The following is a 23,570-nucleotide window of genomic DNA, read 5'->3' on the forward strand; positions in this document are numbered from 1 at the left end:
TGAAAAAAGGTGTGGAATATGGGCTGCGCGCGCCCGCCAAAGCGAATGTCGAAAGGCAACGGATCAATCGATCTCTGCGCCGGCATCGACCACCGCGCGTGCCCAGCGCGTTCCCTCCTGGCGTAGGAAATCGGCGAAGTACGCGGGCGATTCAAGCACGGGCTGCGAGCCGGTTGCGCGCAGGGAATCCCGGATTTGCGGCGAAGACGCGGCGCCGCGAATGGCAGCGTTCAGCGCCGATACCACTTCGGGCCTGGTGCCGGCAGGGGCCAGGATGCCGACCCACGAGTAGATCTCGAAGTCCTTTAGCCCTTGCTCGGACAATGTGGCGACCGCAGGCAGCTGCGGACTGCGCTGCGCGCCGCTGATGCCAAGCGCCTTCAGCTTGCCGGCCTGGACGTGCGGCATCGCAGATGGCAAGGCGTCAAACGCGAGGGATACCTGCCCGGCCATCAGGTCGTTCAACGCGGCGGGCGAACCCTTGTAAGGCACGTGCCGTAGCTGGATGCCTGCACGCGCTTGCAGGATCTCCATCGCGAGGTGAGCGGTGATGCCATTGCCGCCGGAGCCATAGTGGACCTGGTCGGGATGCTGTCTGGCGTAGCGGATCAGTTCCTGCAGATTGCTGGCGGGAAACGATGGGTTGGCCACCAGCAGCAGCGGGCCGATGCTGACAAGGGATACCGGCGCAAAATCCTTCAACGGGTCATACGGCAGCTTCTTGTAGAGGCCGGGATTGATCGCGAGCTGGCCCAGCGTGCCGAATAGCAGGGTGCGGCCGTCAGGACTGCTGCGCTTGACTTCCTGCGCGCCCAGGATGCCGTTGGCGCCGGGACGGTTCTCGACATAGACGGATTGTCCGAGCGACTTCGTCAGCGCTGCGGCGTAATTCCTGGCGATGATGTCGACAGTCTGTCCGGCCGGATAGCCGACCACGAGACGGATCGGACCCGTGTCGTTTGCTCGTGCGGTGCAAGGCGCAAGCAACAAGCCCGCGCTGGTGCCGGCCAGTTGCGCCAGCAGGCGGCGTCGCCGAGGGTTGGGTGTCATCGTGTCTCCTGGAAATGGCACCCGGTGCGTTGCCGGGACCAATGTGTTGCAGCGGGGCGTTAGCGCTACCCGACTCAGTAGTCGCGCGGAACATGGATTTCGCCGGACATCAGCCGGCGCGCCGTGCGTGCCAGCCCCAGCACGGCGAAGGATGTGTCTTCGGGGCGCGCGCCCGCGTTCGCTTCGACGCGGACCGGCATCACGCCAAGGGGATGGCCGATACGCAACTCGCCACCGACGGCAGCTGGCGCGCCGAGCGCCTGATGCACGATGGAATCAGGGAGGCGTGATGCCGCGGCCGTGCACATCGAGCCGGTGCCGGCCATGCTGTCGTGGCATTTGCCGAGGAATACCAGCCGCGCGTGCAGATCCATCTGTTCGGCGCGTTGGCCGGCGCCAGCCATGTCGGTAAAGTCGGCGGGCGGCGCCACCATCACGAAGAGCGGCAGGCCAGGCAGCTTGACGTCCTGCCAGCGCGGCCACAGGCCAAGCATCTCGCCGGCACGCGACTGGATCTCGCCGATGGTTTCGATCAGCGCCTCGTTGGCAGAGATTTCCGGGGGCAACTCGCTGCCGGTGAGTCCGAGCGAGGCAGCGGCGACGAATACGCAGGGATTGGCGACGTCGCAGAGCGTCGCTTCGACCGTGCGGCCATCCGACAGCGTGATGCGATCGACCACGTTGCCGGTAGGCAGCAGACGTCCGGTCTTCGCCCCGACCGTGCCAGCATAGTCCATCAGGATCTCCGCGCCCGTGCCCGGCACGCCGGCGATCGCGCAGTCGCCCGTCACGCGCGCCTTGCCGCCCGCGACCTGCACCCTGGCAATCAGCAGCTTGTCGGTGTTGGTGTTATAGATGCGCACCGTGGTTACCGGCTCGACTGCGTCGACCAGGCCTTCATCGATGGCGAACGGTCCGACCGCGGAGGAGATGTTGCCGCAGTTGCCGTCGTAGCCGATGCGATCGCGCTCGACGTCGGCCTGGGCGAAGGTGTAATCGACGTCGGCATCGGGACGGGATGAGCGGCTGATGATCGCCACCTTGGATGTCACCAGTCGGGATCCGCCCATGCCGTCGATCTGCAGCACGTCGGGCGTGCCCATCGCGCGCTTGAGCAGGGTGTCGCGCTCGGGGCCAGGCCCGGGCAGGTCGTTGGCGTGAAAAAACAAGGCTTTGCTGGTTCCGCCGCGCATCAGCACGCAGGGGATGGCGAATTGATCGGAGTACATGTCGGGGTCGATGGTGATTTAAACAAGGATGAAGGGGGTTGGTGCACGAGCTTTCGGTTCCTCGCTCGCATTCGGCGGTAGAGAAGGCGGGTGAGGGCCGTGCACCAGTCCGCTGGAGCATCACTCCAACGGATACTTCCTGATCAGGGCTTCCAGCCTGTCTCTGTCCTGCTTGACCTGGGCGGCGAACTCGGCTGGCGAGTTGACTACCGGCTCCGCGCCGGCCGCGGCGATGGTCCTGCGCACCTCCGGATCCTTGATTCCCTCGCGCAGCGCTGCCACCAGGCCTTCCGCGACGGCGCTCGGCGTGCCCCTGGGCGCAAACAGGCCGAACCACGTCACCGACTGGAATTGCGGGAAGCCCGCTTCGGCGGTAGTCGGTACGTCCGGCAAGGCGGCGGCCCTGGTGCGGCCTTGTGTCGCCAGGATTTTTAGCGTACCGGCCTTGTAATGCGGCAGCGCCGCGGTGATCCCGGTGAACGACATATTGACGTTGTTGGCGATCAGGTCGGTCACGATCGGTCCGGTGCCCCGGTAGTTGACGACAATCAGGTTGGGGATGCCTGCTTCGGCAGCCAGCTGCTTGCCGGATACCCGTGCAAGGCTTTCGCCGCTGCCCAGCGAGCATGGCGGCGCGGCCGTCTTGCAGTAGCCCACCAGCTCGGCCAGCGAGGAAACGGGCAGCTTGGCGCTGACGACGATCGCGGCCGGCGATTGCGAGATGGCGGTGATCGGCTGCAGCTTCGCCAGCGGATCGATGCCTTTCAAACCGGGAAGATGGCTGGTAATCGTGACGGCAGGGACCTGCAGCAGCAGCGTGTAGCCGTCGGGGCGGGCTTCCATCACTTTGCGCGTGCCGATCAACCCATCGGCGCCGGGCAGGTTCTCGACCACCACCGGTTGTCCCCAAATGGCACCGAGCTGCCTCGAGACCGCGCGCGCCGTGGCATCCGTTCCACCTCCCGCGGCGTAGGGCACCACCAGCGTCACGGGCCGCTCGGGCTTCCATGGCGTAGCCGTTGCGGCCAAGGCAGCTGGCGCCACCCAGCCCAGCAAGGCGGCAGCCGACCAGATCAGCCGGCGTTTGATTCGTTGTCGCATATTGTCTCCCTGGCGACGCAATGGTCTGTGCGATGTCGGCGTCGATGTTGTAATGTGTTTATAGAATAATAACAACTATGCGGCGCGGTCAAGTGTGTGAGAATCGCGGGCGTTGGCCTGTGCTATCCTCGTCACGTCGTTTTTCCTAATGCCATGTCGATCAAAGTCCGTAATACCCCCCAGGTCCGACGCGCTGCCGGCACTGCGCTTCATCGGCAGATCTTCAACGTGCTGCGCGACGAAATCGCGCGCGGCGTCTACGCAGGGTCGGGTGTGCTGCCTACGGAAGAGGCCATCTGCGAGCGCTACGGCGTCTCGCGCATCACCGTGCGTCGTGCTCTGACGGATCTGGCCTCCCAGGGCTTGGTCGAGCGGCGGCACGGCCTTGGTACCTTCGTCAAGATGCAGGTTGCTGGCCGGCAAGCGCCTAGCCTGAGTCTGGTCGAAAGCCTGCGCAAGACCGCGCAGGAAACGCAGGTCAAGGTGATCGAGGTCAGTCAGGCCGAGGCACCTCCTGATATCGCTGCGCAACTGCAACTGGCCGCCGACGAGCGGGCCGTGCATGCACTGCGGCTGCGATGCGCCGATCGACTCCCCGTGATGCTGACTGACGCATGGATCCCCGCAGCAATGGGCACAGGCGTGTCGGCCGCTTCGCTGAAAAAGCATGCGCTCTATGAATTGCTGATGAACCAGGGAGTCAGGTTCGGCAGCGTCGTCCAGGAAATCACCGCACAGCTGGCCGACCCCGTGCTGGCGAAGCTGCTGGGTGTCGAAGTAGGCGCGCCGCTGCTGAAGCTGGTGCGGCTGATGCACGACCAGTCTGATGTGCCGGTGCTGCATATCAGCATCTACCTGAGTCCTGAGCGCAGCCGCATCCTGATGGACTTCCAGGGCGACAGCGTCAACACGCTGGTGACCGGACGCATCGTGCACGATCGCTGAGCCGCCCCGGCGGCCCGCATATCAGGCAGCGGTAGCGCCGCCGTTCCTCCCTTTTCGAATCGTGGTTCGGGTGCCCGGGCGGGGCGCGGGCCGCAACCTTCCCATCTCCCGCAGCGGTGAGGGATACACACCACGCCGGAAATCCGTTGCAAGAAGCCTTCAACAAGGTCTTTGACGCGCGCCCATAGTTGTATTTAGAATATAAACACATAACCTGTGTTTGCGGGCGTTCGCGATGTTCCATCACGTTCGTGCCGAAGACGACTTCAGAGGACCGATGATGACCCCCATTCAATCCCTGCGCCGGCGGCTTGACGCACCTGGCATGCTGGTCGCCCCTGGCGCCTACGACGCGATCGGCGCGCGCCTGATCGAGCAGGCCGGCTTTGGCGCCTGCTACATGACCGGCGCGGGCACATCGGCTGCGCGAGGGTTCCCTGACTTCGGTCTGCTGACAATGGGGGAGATGGTTGACAACGCAGCGGTGATGGCGCGTTCGATCTCGATTCCGCTGATCGCCGACGCCGATACCGGTTACGGCAACGAGTTGAACGTCACGCGTACGGTGCGCGAGTACGAGGCCCGCGGCGTGGCCGCGATTCATATCGAAGACCAGGTCGCGCCGAAGCGATGCGGCCACCTCGATGGCAAGGAGGTAGTGTCGCGCGAGGAGTTCGTGTCGAAGATCCGTGCCGCCGCGCAGGCCCGTCGTACGCCGGATTTCGTCATCATCGCCCGCACCGACGCCCGCGCGATGATCGGGCTGGACGAAGCGATCTGGCGCGCCAATGCCGCGCTGCAAGCGGGTGCCGACATGGCATTCGTCGAGGCCACGCAGACGCTCGACGAAGTGGCCCGGGTGCCGCGCGAGGTTGGCGGCCCCTGTCTGCTGAACGTCGTGCCGGGTGGTCGCACGCCGATCTTTGATTTGCGCGAAGCCGAACAAATGGGCTACAAGCTGGCGATCTTGCCGGGCCTGATGCTGAAGGCCGCCATCGAGGCGGGTGACGCCGCACTTGCATCCCTCAAGGCCACGCATATGGCGCCCGACGTCGGCGCCAGCGTGGCGCATACGTTCCGCCGTTTCGGCGCGGACGAGTGGGACGATTTGCGCCAGCGCTTCAACGCCGGCGCAAGAGCAACGCAGGCGGACGCACAATGATGGCGCGCACGCTGGTCGATAAACTTTGGGACGCGCACGTGGTGCGTGATCTTGGCGACGGCTGGGCGCTGCTGCACATCGATCGCCATCTCCTGCACGACCTGTCCGGTCCGCCGGCGTTGCGCGACGTGGCCGCGCGCGGGTTGCCGCTGCATGATCCGAAGCTGGTGTTCTCCACACCTGATCACGCCGTGTCCAGTCGCCCGGGGCGCGACGGCGATACCTATCCGCCCGGCGGGCGCCTGTGGCAGGGGTTGCGCCAGGGTTCGGCGAAGGCGGGTATCCGGATGTTCGATCTGGGCGAGCCTGGGCAAGGCATCGTGCATGTAATGGGCCCCGAACTTGGCATCGTACTGCCCGGGCTCACGGTGATTTGCGGCGACAGCCACACGTGTACCAATGGCGGCATCGGAGCGATGGCGTTCGGCGTCGGCACTTCCGAAAGCACGCATGCCCTGGCCACGCAGACGCTACGCCAGCAAAAGCCCAGGCGTATGCGCATTCTCTGCGAGGGTGAACTGGGAACGGGCGTCACCGCCAAGGACCTGATTCTGCATGTGATCGGCAAGCTTGGCGCCGCCGCAGGCGTCGGCTACGCCATCGAATTTGCTGGCCCGGCTATCCAATCGCTCGACATCGAAGGGCGATTGACGGTCTGCAATCTCTGCGTCGAACTGGGGGCGCGCTTTGGGCTGATCGCGCCCGACCAGAAGACCGTGGACTGGGTGCGGGGCAGACCGTTCGCGCCCGCCGGCGAGTTGTTCGAGCGGGCCGCAGCCGACTGGCTGGCGCTTTGCACCGATGCCGACGCCGTGTTCGACCGCGAAGAGCGGATAGATGCGTCGGCGGTGGTGCCAACCATTACCTGGGGCACCAGTCCCGAGCAGGTGATCGCGGTTGACGGTGTGACACCGCGACCTGAAGACGAAGCCGATTCCGCGCGGCGCGATGCCGTCGTTGCCGCTCTCGACTACATGGGCCTGGAGCCGGGCGCGCCGATTGCCGGAACGTCGGTGGACTGGGTTTTTATCGGGTCTTGTGCCAATTCCCGGCTGTCCGATTTGCGCGCGGCGGCGGCCATTGTCCGGGGGCGCCGGGTGGCGCCGGGCATCACCGCCTGGGTGGTGCCGGGTTCGGAGAACGTGAAACGCGAGGCGGAGGCAGAGGGATTGCGTGCGGTGTTCGAAGCCGCCGGTTTCCAGTGGCGCGAGCCGGGCTGCAGCATGTGCGTTGCAGCCAACGGCGAGCAGGTTCCGCCCGGCAAGCGTTCGGTTTCAACCTCCAACCGGAATTTCGTCGGCAGGCAGGGGCCGGGGGCGCGCACGCACCTGGCCAGCCCCGCCATGGCGGCAGCTGCCGCCGTGACCGGCCGGATCACAGACGTACGGAGACTTCAATGACCATGCAGCCATTCACGACAGTCATCGGTGCCGCCATTCCGCTGCTGCGCGAAAACGTCGATACCGATGTGATCATTCGCATTGAACGTCTGACGGAGCAGCCGCCGGGTGCATTGGGTCACTATGCCTTCGAGGCGTTGCGCTACCGGCCTGACGGCACCGAGGACCCCGGCTGCATCCTGAACGATCCGGTGTTCCGCGGCGCCCCGGTGCTGCTGGCCGGACGCAACTTTGGTTGCGGCTCGTCGCGTGAAGGCGCGGTAGTCGCGTTAAAGGGCATGGGCGTGCGGTGCGTGATTGCGCCTAGCTATGGCGACATCTTCTACAACAACTGCTTTCAGAATGGACTGTTGCCAGTCGCATTGCCGCCGGAGAAGATCGAGGCATTGGCTGCGCAATGCGCGTATGGCGCCCCGGTGCGCGTGGACCTCGAGGCGTTGACGATCATCGCGCCCGACGGTTCATCGATCCCGTTCGAACTCGCGGCGATGCGTCGGAAGGGGCTGTTGCACGGCCTGGACGACATCGGACTCACGTTGAAGGACGATGAAATCATTCGCGCCTGGCAGGCGAAGGATCGGCAGCGAAGAGGGTGGGCCTGGATTGTGGAGGGCGATAGCCTGGTGCTGCAGTAGTGTTTGTCGGCCTCTTCCCGGGCCCCGCGCGCCGGGACGCCTTCGCTGGCGAGCGCCCGGCAACGGGAAGACAGCAGCCGTCGGCAGTCGGCAGAGCCTACTGGCGTGCTATCGACGCATGTACGCTGACCCGCCGCGTGCCTGCGTCGTCGATGGCATGCGAAACGCTACTTCCCCAGCCAGGCCGCACGGCGCGCATCGAATTCGCCGCCGGCGCGGGCCAGGTGCAGCCACTGGTCAACGTACCGTTTGAACACCTCATCGCCGTTTGGCAGCAGATAGCCCATTTCAGCGTACTGCAGCGGCTTGTCCGGATTGACCGCGCATAGCTCCGGGTGGGCCTTGCTCTGGACGATGGCTTCGGCGGCCTCGGTAACGAAGACGTCGGCGTGGCCCTGGATGACCTCGTCGAAAATCGTCAGGTTGTCCTTGTGCATCGTCAGCCGGGCCCGCGACAGGTGTGTGCGGGCGAAGCGCTCGTTGCTGCCGCCGGGATTGGCAATCACGCGCACGCCGGGCTGGTTGATCGCCTCGATGGTCTGAAAGCGCTGCACATTCTCGCAGCGCGTGATCGGCGTCTTGCCATTGACCATGTAGGGCGCACTGAAATAGGCGTGCTTCTGGCGTTCCAGCGACACCGAGATGCCGCCGGTGCCGATATCGCACTTGCCGCTGACGAAGTCCGGCATCAGCGTGGCCCAGCTGGTCTTGACGAATTGCGGTTTGGCGCCGAGCGAGCTAGCCAGCGACGTCATCAAATCCACGTCGAGTCCTTCGTACTGGCCTTCCGACTTCATAAAGCTGAAGGGCTTGTAGTCGCCGGGCGTGCACACGCGCAGGACGCCCGATTGCGCGACGCGGATCAATGCGGGTGACAGCCCGGCGGGCGGCGTGGCCGGCTGCGCGAATACCGGAGCGGCGCAAAGCAGGGCAACAGCGCTGACGATCGTCCTTGTCATTGGCATGTCGTTTTTTCTCTGTGGAGGATGTTGCGAGTTGGCCGGATGGCCTGCGGAAATATATCGCATACGTGCTCCCAGGCGCATGCCTTCAGCCGAGACCCGCCGCCGCGCATCGCGTCGCGATGAGCCGCATGTGACCCTATTCCCGGCTCGACACATACGTCGACGACTGACCAAAGACCCAGCTCAGCGCCAGCCCGGCGGCAAGGGCGTCCTTCTGGCGCACCAGCGGGCTGTTCTCGAAGCTGGCGCCGTCGAGCCGGTCGTAGCGGACGAAGGCGCCGAACCAGACATGGCGGAACCGCCTGGACAACGAAGCCAGCGCCATGCTGCCGGAATATCCACCCTGTGCGGTGTAGGCCGGACGCGCCGCGGTTGCGAATTGCTGTTCGACAGAATAGAAGTACTGGTTGTAACGCGCGCTCGAGAACAATGGCCCGGCCATCAAGCCCAGGTTCCAGCCGGGCAGGCCGCCGACATTGGCAATGTCCAGGTTCAGGTTCGGCGAGAAGATCCAGCCTATCGCCCTGGGCGACGACTCCACGGTCACGGCCAGCCGTATCGGAAGCCGCAGATCGAGCCGGGTACGGTCCTCGGCGGAATGCCAAAGCGTGACCGCCAGCGAAGGTCCGATTTCCACGGCGGTCTTGAGGTCTGGCATGCCGCGCCGGACCTCGTCCTGGCTGCTTTTGACCGGAAGCGAGATGCCGAGGCTGACATTGGCCTCGATCCGGTCGCTATCGAATAACTTGCCGCGCACCCCGTTGCGGTCGGCGCGGAAATGCTCGCCGCGGTAGACAAAGTAGGGCACCGGAAACAGCAGGTTGGCGCGCGAGTCCGAGCCGCGGTAGTGCGGCAGGGTGATGCCGCCGAGCCCAAGGCCGGCTTCCCATAATGGCCGCTCGATGGCATCGAAATCCTGCGCCATGCAAGTCGTGGCGAGTACCGCGGCAAGCGCCGGGAGTGCGCGGTAGCGCTTGCGCAACCTTGCATCTGGCGAGGCATGCCGTTGTCGGCTGGCGCAAAGGCCGGTTCGCATGGCGTGGCTCCGGAGGAATGTCGTGGCATTGCGGGGAACAACCGGGCAGGGCGAATCCTCGGGAGAGTATAGCCAGAGCGTGGCTGGATGATCTGCGGGTCCGCCAGGACCGGCATTCGAACGCCACCGTCTCGCGCATTGCAGCCGACTTAGCAATGCGCCGGGCGGGGTAATGTCTCGTTGCCTGTTCCCGCGATAAGATGGGCCGGCCGGCAGGCTCGGTCGTCCGTGGTGAATCCGTCACTCCTACCCGCGGGAACCCCCGGCCGCGTATCGCCCCTTGAAAGGACCGACCATGACCCTGACCCCAGCCATCGGTCACGGCCGCCTGACGGCACGCCAGGCCAGGACCGCTGCCGCGTACACGACATCCATGCTCGGCGGCGGCCTGGTCTTCGACCATCGCCACTGGGCCTGCGGCGAGGCGGAGTTCCGCTGGAGCGCGCCGCGCCACCTGATCGTGCTGACCGAGCGCGGCTCGACCGGGCGCACTTGCGTCTACAGCGAAGGGCGGCTGATGCACGACGGGCGCGACCGGCCCGGCACGCTCAGCTTCGTGCCGGCCCATGCGGAACGCAGCGGGCATTTCCGCGACGCCGACCTGGTCTACACGGCGCTGTGGCTCGATCCGGCGCTGGCGCTGCCGGGTTGCGAGCGGCTGGCGCAATTGCCGATGCGCATCAATGACACGGCCGACGCGGTGGTGCGGGCGTTGCTGACCTCGCTGAGCGCGGACATGGCCGCGGGCCGTGTTCCCGAAGCGGTCTACCTGGAGCACCTGGTTTCGCTGGTGGCGCTGCGCATCGCGGGCGCCGCGCCGGCCGCGCCCGCACGCCGCATGCAGGGGCTGGGCCAGCGGCTGCTGGCGCGCCTGACCGACTATATCGACGCGCACCTGGACACGTCGTTGTCGCTGGGCGACCTGGCCGGCGTGGCGGGCATGCCGGTGGACAGCTTCGCGCGCCGCTTCAAGGCGGAGACCGGCATGGCCCCTTACGCCTACGTCATCGCCCGGCGGGTGCGGCGCGCGCAATGCCTGCTGCGCGCCAGCGCGATGCCGATCAGTGCCGTGGCGCTGGAACTGGGCTTTTCCAGCCAGAGCCATTTCACCTCCACCTTCCAGCGCCTGACCGGCACGACGCCGCGCAGCTATCGGCAGCACTTGCGCCAGGATTCTGATATTTCCGCCTGATATGTGAAAGAAACGCCCCCGCTGGCGCCGACATACTGCCGGTGCCGGCTTTGGCGGCTTCCGCGGGGGAAGTCTGTCGCGCCGCGCGGCAGGGCCTGGCCTTGCCGTCCTCACCAGGAGCAGACCATGGATCAGGAGGACCATCCGCAAAACCCCGGTCGCCGCGCCGTGCTGCGGGCCAGCGCGGCGAGCGGCATGCTGTTCGCAGTGCGCCCTGCGCCGGCGCAGGCTGCATCGGGCCCATCAGGCCCATCTCCTGCGCCGAATGCCGCGCCCGCCGCCGTGCCGCTGCGGCCGCTGAGCTTGCGCATCAACGGCGCGGAACATGCGGTCCAGCTCGATGTGCGCACGACCCTGCTCGATGCGCTGCGCAACCAGCTCGGCATGACCGGCACCAAGAAAGGCTGCGACCACGGCCAGTGCGGCGCCTGTACCGTCTTGGTGAACGGCCGCCGCATCAATGCCTGCCTGACGCTGGCGGTGATGCACGACGGCGACGCCATCACCACCATCGAAGGGCTCGCGGACGGCGATGCGCTGCACCCCGTGCAATCCGCCTTTATCGCGCGTGACGCGTTCCAGTGCGGCTACTGCACGCCCGGGCAGATCTGCTCGGCCGTCGGCATGCTTGCCGAGGTTCGCGCCGGCTGGCCCAGCCATGCCAGCCGCGACGTGGCGGCGCGGGCGTTCGCGCTCGACGAGGCCGAGATCCGCGAGCGCATGAGCGGCAATCTGTGCCGCTGCGCAGCGTATCCGAATATCGTCGCAGCGATCCGCGATGCCGCCGACGGGGGCAAGGCATGATGACGTTCTCCTACGAGCGCGCCGGCGACGCCGCGCAAGCGGTCCAGGCCGTCGCCAGCCGCGAAGGCGCGCGCTTTATCGGCGGCGGCACCAACCTGCTCGACCTGATGAAGCTGGGCATCGAGCAGCCGCGCCATCTGGTCGATATCAGCCGGCTGCCGCCCGCTGCCATCGAAGACACCGCCGACGGCGGGCTGCGCATCGGCGCGCAGGTGCGCAACAGCGACCTGGCCGCGGACCCGCGCGTGCGCGCGCGCTATCCGCTGCTGTCGCAGGCGCTGCTGGCGGGCGCGTCCGGCCAGATCCGCAACAAGGCGTCGACCGCGGGCAACCTGCTGCAGCGCACCCGCTGCGCCTACTTCTACGATCCGCATATGCCCTGCAACAAGCGCACGCCCGGCAGCGGCTGCGCGGCGCTGCAGGGCCACAACCGCATGAACGCCATCCTGGGCGGCAGCGAGTCCTGCATCGCCGTGCATCCGTCCGACATGGCGGTGGCGATGGCGGCGCTGGACGCGCGCGTGCACACCGTATTGCCGCAGGGCGGCGAGCGCGTCATCGCGGTGCGCGAGCTGCACCGGCTGCCGGGCGCGACACCGCATATCGAAACCCAGCTCCGGCACGGCGAGATGATCGCCGCGGTCTCGCTGCCGCCGCCGCCGGCCGGGCACCAGCTTTACCGCAAGGTGCGCGACCGCGCCTCGTATGCGTTTGCGCTGGTGTCGGTGGCGCTGGTGCTCGACGTGGCGGGCGGCCAGGTGCGCGGCGCCCGCATCGCGCTTGGCGGCGTCGCGCCGCGCCCGTGGCGGGCCGACGGCGCCGAGCAGGGACTGCGTGGCAGAGCGGCGGATGCATTCAGCTGGCAGGCGGCCGCGGACGCGGCGCTCGCGGGCGCGCGCGGGCATGGCGGCAACGATTTCAAGATTCCGCTGGCGCTGCGCACGGTGCGGCAGGCGTTGGCCGCCGCCGCGCAAGCCGTTGCGCCGCGCACATGACACGGACTGGTGCGAACATGACGACGAACACGCCGACGAACACGCCAACGAACACGCAAGGTACTGCAGGCCGGGCGCCGGGCGCTCCGGTGGGCCTGCCCATCGACCGGGTTGACGGCAGGCTGAAGGTGACGGGGCGCGCCACCTATGCCGGTGAACAGCAAGTGGCTGGCCCGGTGCCGCCGGCCTACGGCTATATCGTCGGCGCCACCATCGCGCGCGGCCGTATCGTTGCCATCGATACCCGCCAGGCGCGGCAGGCGCCCGGCGTGATCCATGTGATGACGCATCGGAACGCGCCCGCCCAGCCGCCGTTCGGGCCGTCGGTGCCGCCCACCCCGCGCGACGTGTTCACGCGCGCGCGGCCGTACCTGGCATCGGACCGCGTGCGCTATTACGACGAGCCGGTGGCACTGGTGGTGGCCGAGAGCTTCGAAGCGGCGCGCGCCGCCGCCGCGCTGGTGCAGGTGCGCTACCAGGCCGAGCCCGGGGAATTCGAGCTGGCGCCGCGGCTGGCCGAGGCCTACAAGCCGCCGCGCACCAACGCGGGATTCACGCCTGACAGCGCGACGGGGGATTTCGCCAACGCGTTCTCCCAGGCCGCGGTGGCGCTGGACGTGACCTACGCCACGCCGTACCAGAGCCACAATCCGATGGAGCCGCACGCGACCCTGGCGGTATGGTCGGATGCCGGGCTGACCGTCTACACGGGGGCGCAGACGCTTGCCAACTTCCAGGCGGGCCTGGCCGCGACGCTGCGCATCGCGCCGGAGCGGGTGCGCATCGTCAGCCCCTTCACCGGCGGCGGCTTCGGTGCCAAGCTGATCGTCCATGCCGACACCGTGCTGGCCGCGCTGGCGGCGCGCGAACTGCGGCGGCCGGTGAAGATCGCGCTGACGCGCCAGCAGATGTATGCGAACGCCGGCCATCGCGCGGCCATGTCGCATCGCGTGCGGCTGGGCGCGAGCCGCGACGGGCGGCTGTCGGCAATGGACTATGAGGTCTTTTCGGCGACCTGCCGCTTCGAGGAGTATTGCGAGCAGACCGCGGTGTTCGCGCGCGCGCTGTACGCAGCGCCGCACCGGGCGACGCGGCACCGGCTGGTGCCGGTCGACCTGAACCGCGGCGAATGGATGCGTTCGCCCGGCGAGGCGCCGGGCATGCTGGCCTTCGAGTGCGCCATGGACGAACTGGCCGAGCGCCTGGGGCTGGACCCGATCGAGCTGCGCATACGCAACGAGCCCGAGCGCGAGCCCGAGACCGGCCTGCCGTTTTCCACCCGCAACCTGGTCGACTGCATGCGCACCGGCGCCGCGCGCTTCGGCTGGCAGCGCCGCCGCGCCGCACCCCGCAGCGTGCGCGAAGGGCGCTGGCTGGTCGGCATGGGCATGGCCGCGGCGATACGGCCGAACTACCTCGGCGCCGCGGCGGCGCAGGTGGCCATGGACAGCCGCGGCCGCGTCACGGTGCGGCTGGACATGACCGACATCGGCACCGGCACCTACACCATCCTGACGCAGATCGCCGCCGAGAGCCTGGGCGTGCCCCTGAACTGGGTGCGGGTCGAACTGGGCGACAGCCGCTTCCCGCGCACGGCGGGGTCCGGCGGATCGTGGGGCGCGGCCAGCGCCGGCTCCGCGGTGGCCGATGCCTGCGCGCAGCTCAAGGGCCGCATCGTCGCCGCTGCCAGCGGGCCGAACGAGGCCGCCCCGGCGGCGGTGCGCTTCGCCGATGGCAGCGTTACCCTCGGCGCGCGCACGCAACGGCTGGACGACCTGATGGCGCGCGTCGCGCCCGGCGGGCTGCAGGCGGAAGGCCGGGTGGCAGGCATGGGCGATGCGTACAAGGCGCGCTCGCACCACGCCTATGGCGCGCATTTCGCCGAAGTCGCGGTCGATGCCGATACCGGCGAGATTCGCATGCGGCGCATGCTGGCCGTGATCGGCGCCGGCCGCATCCTCAACCCCAAGACCGCGCGCTCGCAGATCCTGGGCGGCATGACCTGGGGCATCGGCGCCGCGCTGATGGAGCAGACGCTGCTGGACGCGCGCTACGGCAGCTTTATCAACCACGACCTGGCCGAGTACCTGGTGCCGGTCAACGGCGATGTGGCGCAGATGGAGGTGGTGTTCCTGGACCAGCCCGACCCGGATGCCAACCCCTTGGGCATCAAGGGACTGGGAGAGCTCGGTGTGTGCGGCGCGGGGGCGGCAGTGGCCAATGCGGTGTACAACGCCACCGGCGTGCGGGTGCGGGAATTTCCGGTGACGCTGGACAAGGTGCTGGCAGGGATGGCAGCGGCCGAGCGGCTGGCCTTGTGAGCGCCTGTGAGCGCCTGTGAGTGCCGATCGGGGGCAGGGTATTGCACCGCTGCGCGACACGCGCTATAGTTCGGCCTCCTGCAGCAAGGCACGTCCCGCAAGGGGCGCGGATGATGCGCCAGGTTCCTGATTCTTAAAGGAAATCCGTTTCCTTTCAGAAGCCGGGATCGCCAGCGCAAGTCGCCGCCATGCAGGAGCCGACACAGGAGTGGTAGTTCAGTCGGTTAGAATACCGGCCTGTCACGCCGGGGGTCGCGGGTTCGAGTCCCGTCCACTCCGCCAAATTTAGAGAAGCCCGCGCAAGCGGGCTTTTTTATTTGTACGGAGTGGAGCGAGCCGCCTGCGCGGCTCGCGGCGGGGCGAGAAGGGCTGCGCCTGCAGGCGCAGCAGCGGCCTGCGGCACGTAGGCGAGTCCCGTCCACTCCGCCAGCTTTATGAAACGCCCGCAGCAGCGGGCGTTTTTCATTTGCGGCTCATGTTCCCCACCCTGCACAAAGGGCGCTTGCCCACCGGCTCCTGATAGAATCGCGGAGTTTGTCTTTCGTGCCAATCCACTACCCGAATCCGCATGCTTGATTTCGTACGCAACAACCGGCGCCTGATGCTCTTGCTGCTGCTGGTGCTTGTTTTCCCGTCGTTCGTGTTCTTCGGCGTGGAAAGCTATTCGCGCTTCATGGACAGCTCGCACGATGCCGCCGAGGTCGACGGCCGCGCCATCAGCGTGCAGGAGATCGACAATGTCGTGCGCGACCAGAGCGAGCGCGCGCGCCAGATCCTGGGCGCCAACTATGATCCGCGCCAGTTCGAGGGCCCGGAGGCGCGCAAGGCCGTGCTCGAGCAGTTGATCCAGCAGCGCGTGATGGCCAATGCGGTGGCCAACGAGCACCTGACGGTGTCGGACGCCAAGCTGCTCGAAGAGATCAGCAGCCTGCCGGCGATTCAGCAACTGCCGCGCGGCAAGGACGGCAAGGTCGACGACAAGGCCTACCTGCAGCTGCTGCAGTCGCAGGGCATGACCCCCGAGCAGTTCGATGCGCGCATGCGCTTCGAGCTGGCCACGCAGCAGCTGGGCGCGTCGGTGGCCGCGACGGCGTTCGTGCCGAAGTCGCTGATCGAGCGCCTGATGGCGGTGCGCGACCAGCAGCGCGAGGTGCAGGCGCTGCTGTTCAAGCCGGCCGGCTACGCCGCCAGGGTCGAGCCCGATGCCGCCGCACTGAAGGCCTACTATGACAGCCACCAGCAGGCCTTCTCGGTGCCGGAGCAGGCCCAGGTGGAATACCTGGTGCTGTCGGGCGAAGCGCTGGCCGCATCGCAGGCGGTGACGCCGGAAGAGCTGAAGTCGTACTACGAAAGCAATATCGCGCGCTTCCGCGTCGACGAGCAGCGCCGCGCCAGCCATATCCTGATCAGCGCGCCGAAGGATGCGCCGGCGGCGCAGCGCCAGGCCGCCAAGGACAAGGCCGCCAAGCTGCTGGAAGAAGTGCGCAAGCACCCGGACACCTTCGCCGAGGTGGCGCGCAAGAATTCGCAGGACCCGGGTTCGGCCGAGAAGGGCGGCGACCTCGGCTTCATGGGCCGCGGCGCGCTGGTCAAGCCGTTCGAGGACGCCATGTACGCGCTCAAGGAAGGCCAGATCAGCGACGTGGTCGAGACCGACTTCGGCTACCACATCATCAAGCTGACCGGCACCAAGCCCGCGGAAACCAGGCCGCTGGAGGCCGTGCGCACGGAACTCGAAGCCGAGCTGCGCAAGCAGTTCGCCGACAAGAAGTTTGCCGAGCAGGCCGATGCCTTCGGCAATACCGTCTACGAGCAGGCCGACAGCCTCAAGCCCGCCGCCGACAAGTTCAGGCTGACCATCCAGACCGCCGACAACGTCACGCGCCAGCCGAATCCGGCGCTGGGCGCGCAGAGCCCGCTGAACAACGAGAAGCTGCTCAAGGCGCTGTTCAGCGATGACGCGATCAAGAACAAGCGCAACACCGAAGCCGTGCAGGTTGCGCCGAACACGCTGGTGGCCGCGCGCATCGTCGCGTACCGCCCGGCGACCGTGCGCAAGTTCGAAGAAGTCGAAGCCCAGGTGCGTGAAGGCTATATCGCCCAGGAAGCGGCGGCACTGGCGCGCAAGGATGGCGAGGCGCGGCTGGCCGCGCTGAAGCAGGCCGACAGCGCCGAGGGCTTTGGCCCGGCGCAGACGGTGTCGCGCACCAAGGCCGAGGGCATGACGCCGCAGGCCGTCGAAGCGGTGATGCGCGCCGATGCCGCCAAGCTGCCGGCGCTGGTCGGTGTCGACCTGGGCGCGCAGGGCTATGCGGTCTATCGCATCACCAAGGTCAGCCAGCCGGCACAGGCCAATCCGGCCCAGCGCCAGGCCGAGGCACAGCAACTGGCGCAGCTGGCCGGCCAGACCGACCTGCAGGCGTTCTATGAAAGCCTGAAGGCGCGCGCCAAGGTCAAGCTGCTGGCGCCGGCGGGCGCGACGCCGGAGCCAGGCGCCGAGTGATCCGAGCCAGGCCGGCGGCCACGCCGCACGCGTAAATCAAAAACCCCTGCCACGCGGCAGGGGTTTTTTCATGATCCTTTCGCGGCGCCGCGCTTGAGCAGCGGCTTGAGCTGCGGCCAGACCGTATCGAGCAACGCGGGCTGCGCCGCGGCGGTCGGGTGGATGCGGTCGGGCTGGAACCAGTCCTGCCGCGCGATCACCTGATCGAGGAAGAAGGGCACCAGCCGCACCTTGTACTCGCCCGCCAGCTTCGGATACAGCGAGACGAACTTCTCGGTGTAGTCCTGGCCATAGTTGGGCGGGATGCGCATGCCGATCAGCAGCACGCTCGCACCCGCCTTCTGCGCCGTGGTGACGAGGTTGCGCAGGTTGGCCTCGGTGGTCTGCAGCGGCAAGCCGCGCAGCGCGTCGTTGGCGCCGAGCTCGATCACCACGATGGCGGGGCGGTGCCGCGACAGCAGCTCGGGCAGGCGGGTCTTGCCGCCGATGGTGGTCTCGCCGCTGATGCTGGCATTGACGACGCTATAATCGAAGCGCTCTTGCCGTAGCCGGTCCTGCAGCAGCGTGACCCAGCCCGCGCCGCGCGCGATGCCGTATTCTGCCGACAGGCTGTCGCCCAGCACCAGCAGCGCGGGGCCGGTGGCCTTGGCCGGCGTGCTGGCCGGAGCCTGTGCCTGTGCCGCGGCCGATATCGCCAGCGCCATGCCGGCTGCCAGCAGCAGCCTGCGCCTTTTCCCTCGGATCCCTATATCCATGTCTTCTTCCATTCTTGCAGTCGAATCCCTCGGAAAGACCGTGGCCGACACGACCGGTTCGCTGACGATTTTGCACGACGTGACCTTTTCCGTCACGCCGGGCGAAACACTGGCCATCGTGGGCGCGTCGGGATCGGGCAAGTCGACGCTGCTGGGGCTGCTGGCCGGGCTGGACCTGCCCAGCACCGGCACGGTGCGGCTGCAGGGCCAGGACCTGTACGCGCTGGACGAAGACCAGCGCGCCGCGGTGCGTGGACGGCATGTCGGCTTCGTGTTCCAGTCGTTCCAGCTGGTGGGCCACCTGACCGCGCTGGAGAATGTGATGCTGCCGCTGGAACTGCGCGGCGAAACCGCGCAGGTGCGCGAGCGCGCCGTCGACATGCTGCAGCGCGTGGGCCTGGGCGCGCGCCTGGGCCACTACCCGCGCACGCTGTCGGGCGGCGAGCAGCAGCGCGTGGCGCTGGCGCGCGCGTTCGTCGCGCGCCCGGACATCCTGTTCGCCGATGAACCCACGGGCAGCCTCGATACCGCCACCGGCGAAGCGGTGATCGCGCTGATGTTCGAACTGAACCGCGACGCCGGCTCGACGCTGGTGCTGGTCACGCATGACCGCTCGGTGGCGTCGCGCTGCGGGCGCGTGCTGACCATCGATGCCGGCCGCGTGGCCAGCGACGAATGGATCGGCGCCGAGGTCTAGCCGGCTAGCTGGCCGCGCCCGCCTTCAGCACCGCGCGGGCGCGCGCGATCAGCGCGGCGGTGGAGGCATCGTGCTGGCCGGTGGCGGTGCCGGTCAGTTCGGCCTCGATCGGGCGGGCCAGGATCTTGCCCAGCTCCACGCCCCACTGGTCGAACGAGTTGATGCGCCACACCACGCCCTGCACGAAGGTGCGGTGCTCGTACAGCGCAATCAGCGCGCCCAGCACATTGGGCGTCAGGTCCTCCATCAGCAGCGTGTTGCTGGGGCGGTTGCCGTCGAACACCATATGCGCGATGCGCACGTCATCCTTCAGTCCGGTGGCGCGCAGCTCGTCGGCGCTGCGCCCGCGCATCAGCGCCTCGGCCTGCGCGAAGCAATTGGCCAGCAGCTTGGCGTGATGGCCCGGCAGCCGGCGCGGCGGCACCAGCGGCGCGACGAAATCCACCGGCACCACCTGCGAACCCTGGTGGATCTGCTGGAAATAGGCGTGCTGGCCGTTGGTGCCGGCCGTGCCCCACACCACCGGCGAGGTATGCGTGCGGATGGGCTGCCCGTCGAGCTGCACCGACTTGCCGTTGCTTTCCATCTCCAGCTGCTGCAGGAACGCGGGAAACAGCTCAAGCGAGGTGGAGTAGGGCGCCATGCAGCTGGTGGGCAGGTTCCAGAAGTTGCGGTACCAGATGCCCAGCATGCCGAGGATCACCGGCATATTGCGCTCCAGCGGCGCGCTGCGGAAGTGCTCGTCCATCGCGCGCCCGCCGGCCAGCAGGTCGGCAAAGGCATCGAAGCCCAGCGCCAGCGTGATCGACAGGCCGACCGACGACCACAGCGAAAAGCGCCCGCCGATCCAGTCCCAGAACTCGAACATATTGGCCGGGTCGATGCCGAATTCGCGCACCGCCTCGGTATTGGTCGAGACCGCGACGAAGTGCCTGGCCAGGTCCTGCTCGGCCACGCCGCTGGCGACAAACCAGGCGCGCGCGCTGCGCGCGTTGGCCATGGTCTCGAGCGTGGTGAAGGTCTTGGAGCAGACGATCACCAGGGTGCGCTGCGGATCGAGCCGCGCCAGGGTCTCGGCCAGGTCGGTGCCGTCGACATTGGAGACGAAATGCATGCGCGGCGCGGTGTGGCCGTCGGCATCGGCCAGGTGCGACAGCGCCCGGCACACCATGCGCGGCCCCAGGTCGGAGCCGCCGATGCCGATGTTGATGACATCGGTGATGCGCTCGCCGGTCGCGCCTTTCCACGCGCCGCTGCGCACGCGCCCGGAGAAGTCGCGCATGCGCGCCAGCACCTGGTGGATCGCCGGCATCACCGCTTCGCCGTCGACCTTGTAGCCGGCGCCGGCGTCGGCGCGCAGCGCCACGTGCAGGGCCGCGCGGTCTTCGGTGGTGTTGATATGCTCGCCCGCGAACATCGCGTCGCGGCGCCGGGCGACGCCCGCCTCGGCAGCGAGCTGCATCAGCAGCGCCATGGTTTGCGCGGTGATGCGGTTCTTCGAGTAATCGAGATAGAGGCCGGCGGCTTCCAGCGAGCATTGCGTGACGCGTTGCGCGCCTTCGCGATCGAACCAGTCGCGCATCTGGGCGTCGCGAAGGGTGTCATGGTGCCGCAGCAGGGCGTTCCAGGCGTGAAGGTCAGTGGGCATGCAGGACTGCGTGCAGGACTAGCAAGGTTGCAGGGCGCGAGCCGCGTGGCATTGCCGGCTTGCAAGGCGGAGCGGTAAGTATATCGCCAGCGATTGCGGCATCGCGCCTCGCGGCGGCGTCATATCGTTACCACTTGCAACATAGCAGCCGGGGTGCGGCGCGGGTATCGGGCGTTGTCTGACGGCAGGTGCGGCGAACGCGCGCTTCACGTGCGCGCTGCGCCCAGCAACTGGTTGAATATTCCGCGTGCCGGCGCATACAGTTCGCTGGCGGTGACGCCTGCCGGGCCCGTGCCTTGCGCGACCAGCACATCGGCGGCACGGCCATGGATCCACACCGCCGCCTGCGCCGCGGCCAGCGGCGCCATGCCTTGCGCCATCAGCGCGCCCAGCATGCCGGCCAGCACGTCGCCGGTGCCGGCGCTGGCCAGCGCCGCGTTGCCGGTGGGGTTCAGCGTCCACGGGCTGCCGTCGGGCGCGGCGATCACGCTGCCCGATCCCTTCAGCACCACCACGGCCTGCCATTGCGCGGCCAGCGCCGCCGCGGCGGCGGGCCGGTCGCGCTGGATCTCGGCCACCGGCACGCCCATCAGCCGCGCGGCTTCGAGCGGGTGCGGCGTCATCACGGTGGCTGCGCCGCGCGTGGCCAGCGCGCCGGCAAGCGACGGATCCGAGGCCAGCAGGTTCAGCGCATCGGCATCCAGCACCAGCGGCAGCGTCGTGGCCTGCAGCAGCCGCGCGAACTGCTGGCGCGCGTTGGCATCGGTGCCCATGCCCGGCCCGATCACCAGCGCCGACATCGACGCGAGCGCCAGCGCGTCCACCGCATGCAGCATCAGCTCCGGATGCAGCGGATCGAACAGCGGCGCCGGCTGCGCCAGGAAGCCGACATGCACCTTGCCCGCGCCGAGCCATTGCGCGGCGCGGGCGCCGAGCAGCGGCGCGCCGGTCATGCCGAGGTTGCCGCCGATGATCGCCAGCGAGCCATGCGTGCCCTTGTGGCTGCCGTGGTGGCGGCGCGGCAGCGCGGCGCTGAACAGCGCAGGGCCGTTCACCAGGCCCTGCGGTATTTCATGCGGGGGATAGTCCAGGCCGATCGGCGCGATGTCGACCGCGCCGGCGCAGTCGCGGCCGTCCAGCGTCAGCAGGCCGGGCTTGGCGGCGATGAAGCTCAGCGTGCGGTGCGCGCGCACGGCAGGCGTGCCGGCGCCGGTGTCGGCGTGCAGGCCGCTGGGAATGTCCAGCGCAAACACCGGCAGCCCGGCGCGGTTCAGTTGGGCGATCCACCATGCCATGGCGCCGTCGGCGGCGCGGTTCAGGCCGATGCCCAGCAGGCCGTCGATGAGCGCGGCGGTGCCGGCGGGCCATGGCGCATCCTGCGAGGTGTCCACGTCCGCCATCACAGTCAGCGGCACGCCCGCGGCCTGCGCCTGCTGCCACGCGGTGGCGGCATCGGCGGGCAGGCGCCGCGGATCGGCGGCCAGCCAGACCTGCACCGGGCGGCCGGCGCGGTGCAGCTGCGTGGCGGCGACCAGCGCATCGCCGCCGTTGTTGCCGGGACCCGCAAGGAACAGCAGCGGGCCGTCGGGCGCATGACGCGCGAGCCAGTGCGCCGCCGCCGTGCCGGCGCGCGACATCAGCGTGAAGGCCGGCAGCTGCGCCAGCGCGGCATGCTCGATGCGGCGGATGGCGGCCACGCCGTAGAGCGGCACCGGTTCCGGCGCGGCGGCATCCAGCGCCAGCCAGCCTTCACCAGGGTCCGTGGGCGCGATGGCTGGGGAGGCAGAGGTGGTCATGTCGGGCTTACTGGGTGGGCCCCAGCCCGTAGCGGTCCGGCAGCAGGCCCTCCATGTCGATCTCGGGGCCGCCGCTGCCGGATGCGCCGGCGCTGGCGGCAATCTGGTCAGCCGCAATCTTGCCCGATCCGCAGCTCATCGCCCAGCCCGTCGAGCCATGGCCCAGGTTCAGGAACAGCCCGGGCACGGCGGTGGGGCCGATCAGCGGCGGGCCGTCGGGCAGCATCGGCCGCGCCCCGGCCCACTGCGTGGCCTCCTGGTAGTTGCCGGCGACCGGGAACCAGTCGCGCGCCACCTTGACCAGCGTGTTCAGCGCGGCGGGGCGCAGGTCGAGCCGACGCGAGCCCAGCTCCGCCGTGCCGGCGACGCGCAGACGGTTGCCCATGCGCGTCATCGCGACCTTGTACGACTCATCCATCAGTGCGCCCAGCGGTGCCTGCAGCTCGTCGCGGATCATCACCGTCACCGAATAGCCCTTGACCGGATACAGCGGCACGCGCAGCCCCAGCGGGCGCAGCAGCGCCGCGCTGTCCGCGCCTGCGGCGACCAGCACGCGGTCGGCACTGAGCACCGGGGCCGTACCCTGGCCGCCAGTGCGGGACAGCTCGATCTCCAGCTTGCCGTCCTTCTCGGGCCGGATGCGCGTCACCTGTGTCTCGAAGCGGAACGACACCCCCGCGGCCTCGGCATGCCGGTGCAGCGCGCGCACGAACATCGGGCAATTGCCGGATTCGTCTTCGGGCAGGTGCAGCCCGCCGGCCAGCGGCGTGCCCGCAGCCAGCCCCGGTTCGATCTGGCGGCATTCGCTGGCGCTGACCAGCCGGTGCGGCACGTTGTTCTCGCGCAGCAGGGCGATCGCGGGTCCGGCCAGGTCCAGGTCGCGCGCGGTGCGGAACAACTGCAGGTAGCCTTGCGACTGCTCGTAGTCGATTTCCAGTTCGCTGCGCAGCCGGTGCAGGCAGGCGCGGCTGTAGAACGCCAGCCGCTGCATGCGCAGCTTGTTGGCCCGGTAGCGCTCCAGCCGGCATTCGCGCAGCCAGCGCGCGATCCAGCGCCACATGGCCGGGTCGGCGGCGGGGCGGAACAGCACCGGCGCCTCGCGCGCAAACAGCGTGCGCAGGATCTTGGCGGGCATGCCCGGCGCAGCCCAGGGCGTGACGTAGCCCGGCGCGATCACGCCGGCATTGCCGAAGCTGGCTTCCTGCGCCGGCGCGCCGCGGCGCTCGAGCACGGTCACGTCGAAGCCGGCCTGCCGCAGGTACCAGGCGGAACTGACGCCGATCGCGCCGGCGCCGATGACGATCACATGCATCGGTGTGGGAACCTCCGTGCGGGT

General features: G+C 68.3%; 19 protein-coding genes and 1 tRNA gene. 11 read left to right on the plus strand and 9 right to left on the minus strand.

The features are described from left to right. Positions 1-63 precede the first annotated feature (63 nt). The 3 genes from CBM2594_RS07995 to CBM2594_RS08005 all read right to left on the minus strand — a co-directional run bounded on the left by CBM2594_RS07995 (position 64) and on the right by CBM2594_RS08005 (position 3,269). Positions 64-1,050, minus strand: coding sequence for a Bug family tripartite tricarboxylate transporter substrate binding protein (locus tag CBM2594_RS07995; RefSeq protein ID WP_116356358.1), 987 nt, complete (start codon positions 1,048-1,050; stop codon positions 64-66). 74 nt (positions 1,051-1,124) lie between these two features. Then, a complete protein-coding gene (locus CBM2594_RS08000; protein ID WP_116356359.1) occupies positions 1,125-2,279 on the minus strand; it encodes a 2-methylaconitate cis-trans isomerase PrpF family protein in 1,155 nt (384 codons plus the stop codon). A gap of 120 nt (positions 2,280-2,399) precedes the next feature. Continuing rightward, the gene (locus CBM2594_RS08005; protein ID WP_232346577.1) at positions 2,400-3,269 is read right to left on the minus strand and encodes a tripartite tricarboxylate transporter substrate binding protein; all 870 of its coding nucleotides are present in this window, start codon (positions 3,267-3,269) and stop codon (positions 2,400-2,402) included. Positions 3,270-3,533: 264 nt separating this feature from the next. Here CBM2594_RS08005 and CBM2594_RS08010 point away from each other — a divergent pair, with 264 nt between their 5' ends. From CBM2594_RS08010 to leuD, 4 genes are all read left to right on the plus strand, one after another. After that, positions 3,534-4,325: a GntR family transcriptional regulator gene (locus tag CBM2594_RS08010; protein WP_116356361.1), complete on the plus strand. Its 792-nt coding sequence runs from the start codon at positions 3,534-3,536 to the stop codon at positions 4,323-4,325. Positions 4,326-4,602: 277 nt separating this feature from the next. After that, complete coding sequence (locus CBM2594_RS08015) at positions 4,603-5,487, plus strand: isocitrate lyase/PEP mutase family protein (protein WP_373457570.1); 885 nt, start codon at positions 4,603-4,605, stop codon at positions 5,485-5,487. Further along, positions 5,487-6,887, plus strand: a complete 1,401-nt coding sequence (gene leuC / locus CBM2594_RS08020) for a 3-isopropylmalate dehydratase large subunit (protein WP_116357734.1) — start codon at positions 5,487-5,489, stop codon at positions 6,885-6,887. The genes CBM2594_RS08015 and leuC overlap by 1 nt, the downstream gene beginning before the upstream one ends. Positions 6,888-6,889: 2 nt before the next feature. Beyond that, positions 6,890-7,522, plus strand: a complete 633-nt coding sequence (gene leuD, locus CBM2594_RS08025; protein WP_174077596.1) for a 3-isopropylmalate dehydratase small subunit — start codon at positions 6,890-6,892, stop codon at positions 7,520-7,522. Positions 7,523-7,689: 167 nt separating this feature from the next. Here leuD and CBM2594_RS08030 read toward each other — a convergent pair whose 3' ends face one another. Beyond that, positions 7,690-8,481: a transporter substrate-binding domain-containing protein gene (locus CBM2594_RS08030; RefSeq protein ID WP_116356363.1), complete on the minus strand. Its 792-nt coding sequence runs from the start codon at positions 8,479-8,481 to the stop codon at positions 7,690-7,692. A 142-nt stretch (positions 8,482-8,623) separates the two neighbouring features. Beyond that, positions 8,624-9,412 (minus strand): MipA/OmpV family protein, encoded by a 789-nt coding sequence (locus tag CBM2594_RS08035; protein ID WP_232346578.1) that lies wholly within the window; start codon positions 9,410-9,412, stop codon positions 8,624-8,626. A gap of 406 nt (positions 9,413-9,818) precedes the next feature. Here CBM2594_RS08035 and CBM2594_RS08040 point away from each other — a divergent pair, with 406 nt between their 5' ends. The 6 genes from CBM2594_RS08040 (at position 9,819) to CBM2594_RS08065 (ending at position 17,338) form a co-directional block, all read left to right on the plus strand. After that, positions 9,819-10,715: an AraC family transcriptional regulator gene (locus CBM2594_RS08040; RefSeq protein WP_116356365.1), complete on the plus strand. Its 897-nt coding sequence runs from the start codon at positions 9,819-9,821 to the stop codon at positions 10,713-10,715. Between the two features lie 126 nt (positions 10,716-10,841). Continuing rightward, positions 10,842-11,519 carry a 2Fe-2S iron-sulfur cluster-binding protein gene (locus CBM2594_RS08045; protein ID WP_116356366.1) on the plus strand — a complete coding sequence of 226 codons (678 nt, stop codon included), beginning with the start codon at positions 10,842-10,844 and terminating at the stop codon, positions 11,517-11,519. Then, the gene (locus CBM2594_RS08050; RefSeq protein ID WP_116356367.1) at positions 11,516-12,514 is read left to right on the plus strand and encodes an FAD binding domain-containing protein; all 999 of its coding nucleotides are present in this window, start codon (positions 11,516-11,518) and stop codon (positions 12,512-12,514) included. The genes CBM2594_RS08045 and CBM2594_RS08050 overlap by 4 nt, the downstream gene beginning before the upstream one ends. Positions 12,515-12,531: 17 nt before the next feature. Continuing rightward, the gene (locus CBM2594_RS08055) at positions 12,532-14,835 is read left to right on the plus strand and encodes a xanthine dehydrogenase family protein molybdopterin-binding subunit (RefSeq protein ID WP_232346579.1); all 2,304 of its coding nucleotides are present in this window, start codon (positions 12,532-12,534) and stop codon (positions 14,833-14,835) included. 205 nt (positions 14,836-15,040) lie between these two features. Further along, a tRNA-Asp gene (locus CBM2594_RS08060) sits at positions 15,041-15,117 on the plus strand. 286 nt (positions 15,118-15,403) lie between these two features. Next, positions 15,404-17,338 (plus strand): SurA N-terminal domain-containing protein, encoded by a 1,935-nt coding sequence (locus tag CBM2594_RS08065; RefSeq protein WP_116356369.1) that lies wholly within the window; start codon positions 15,404-15,406, stop codon positions 17,336-17,338. A 68-nt stretch (positions 17,339-17,406) separates the two neighbouring features. Here the strand turns inward: CBM2594_RS08065 and CBM2594_RS08070 are convergent, their stop codons facing one another. After that, positions 17,407-18,093: a GDSL-type esterase/lipase family protein gene (locus CBM2594_RS08070; protein ID WP_116356370.1), complete on the minus strand. Its 687-nt coding sequence runs from the start codon at positions 18,091-18,093 to the stop codon at positions 17,407-17,409. Here CBM2594_RS08070 and CBM2594_RS08075 point away from each other — a divergent pair. Continuing rightward, on the plus strand, positions 18,092-18,790 hold the full coding sequence (locus CBM2594_RS08075) for an ABC transporter ATP-binding protein (protein ID WP_062799100.1): 699 nt from the start codon (positions 18,092-18,094) through the stop codon (positions 18,788-18,790). The genes CBM2594_RS08070 and CBM2594_RS08075 overlap by 2 nt on opposite strands. Before the next feature lie 4 nt (positions 18,791-18,794). Here the strand turns inward: CBM2594_RS08075 and pgi are convergent, their stop codons facing one another. The 3 genes from pgi to CBM2594_RS08090 form a co-directional block, all read right to left on the minus strand. Continuing rightward, on the minus strand, positions 18,795-20,438 hold the full coding sequence (gene pgi, locus CBM2594_RS08080) for a glucose-6-phosphate isomerase (protein WP_116356371.1): 1,644 nt from the start codon (positions 20,436-20,438) through the stop codon (positions 18,795-18,797). Between the two features lie 206 nt (positions 20,439-20,644). Beyond that, entirely contained in the window at positions 20,645-22,234 is a 1,590-nt protein-coding gene (locus CBM2594_RS08085; RefSeq protein WP_116356372.1) for an NAD(P)H-hydrate dehydratase, read from the minus strand. A gap of 7 nt (positions 22,235-22,241) precedes the next feature. Next, positions 22,242-23,546 (minus strand): D-amino acid dehydrogenase, encoded by a 1,305-nt coding sequence (locus CBM2594_RS08090; protein WP_116356373.1) that lies wholly within the window; start codon positions 23,544-23,546, stop codon positions 22,242-22,244. Positions 23,547-23,570 lie beyond the last annotated feature (24 nt).

The organism is Cupriavidus taiwanensis (assembly GCF_900249755.1).
Lineage (GTDB): Bacteria > Pseudomonadota > Gammaproteobacteria > Burkholderiales > Burkholderiaceae > Cupriavidus > Cupriavidus taiwanensis_D.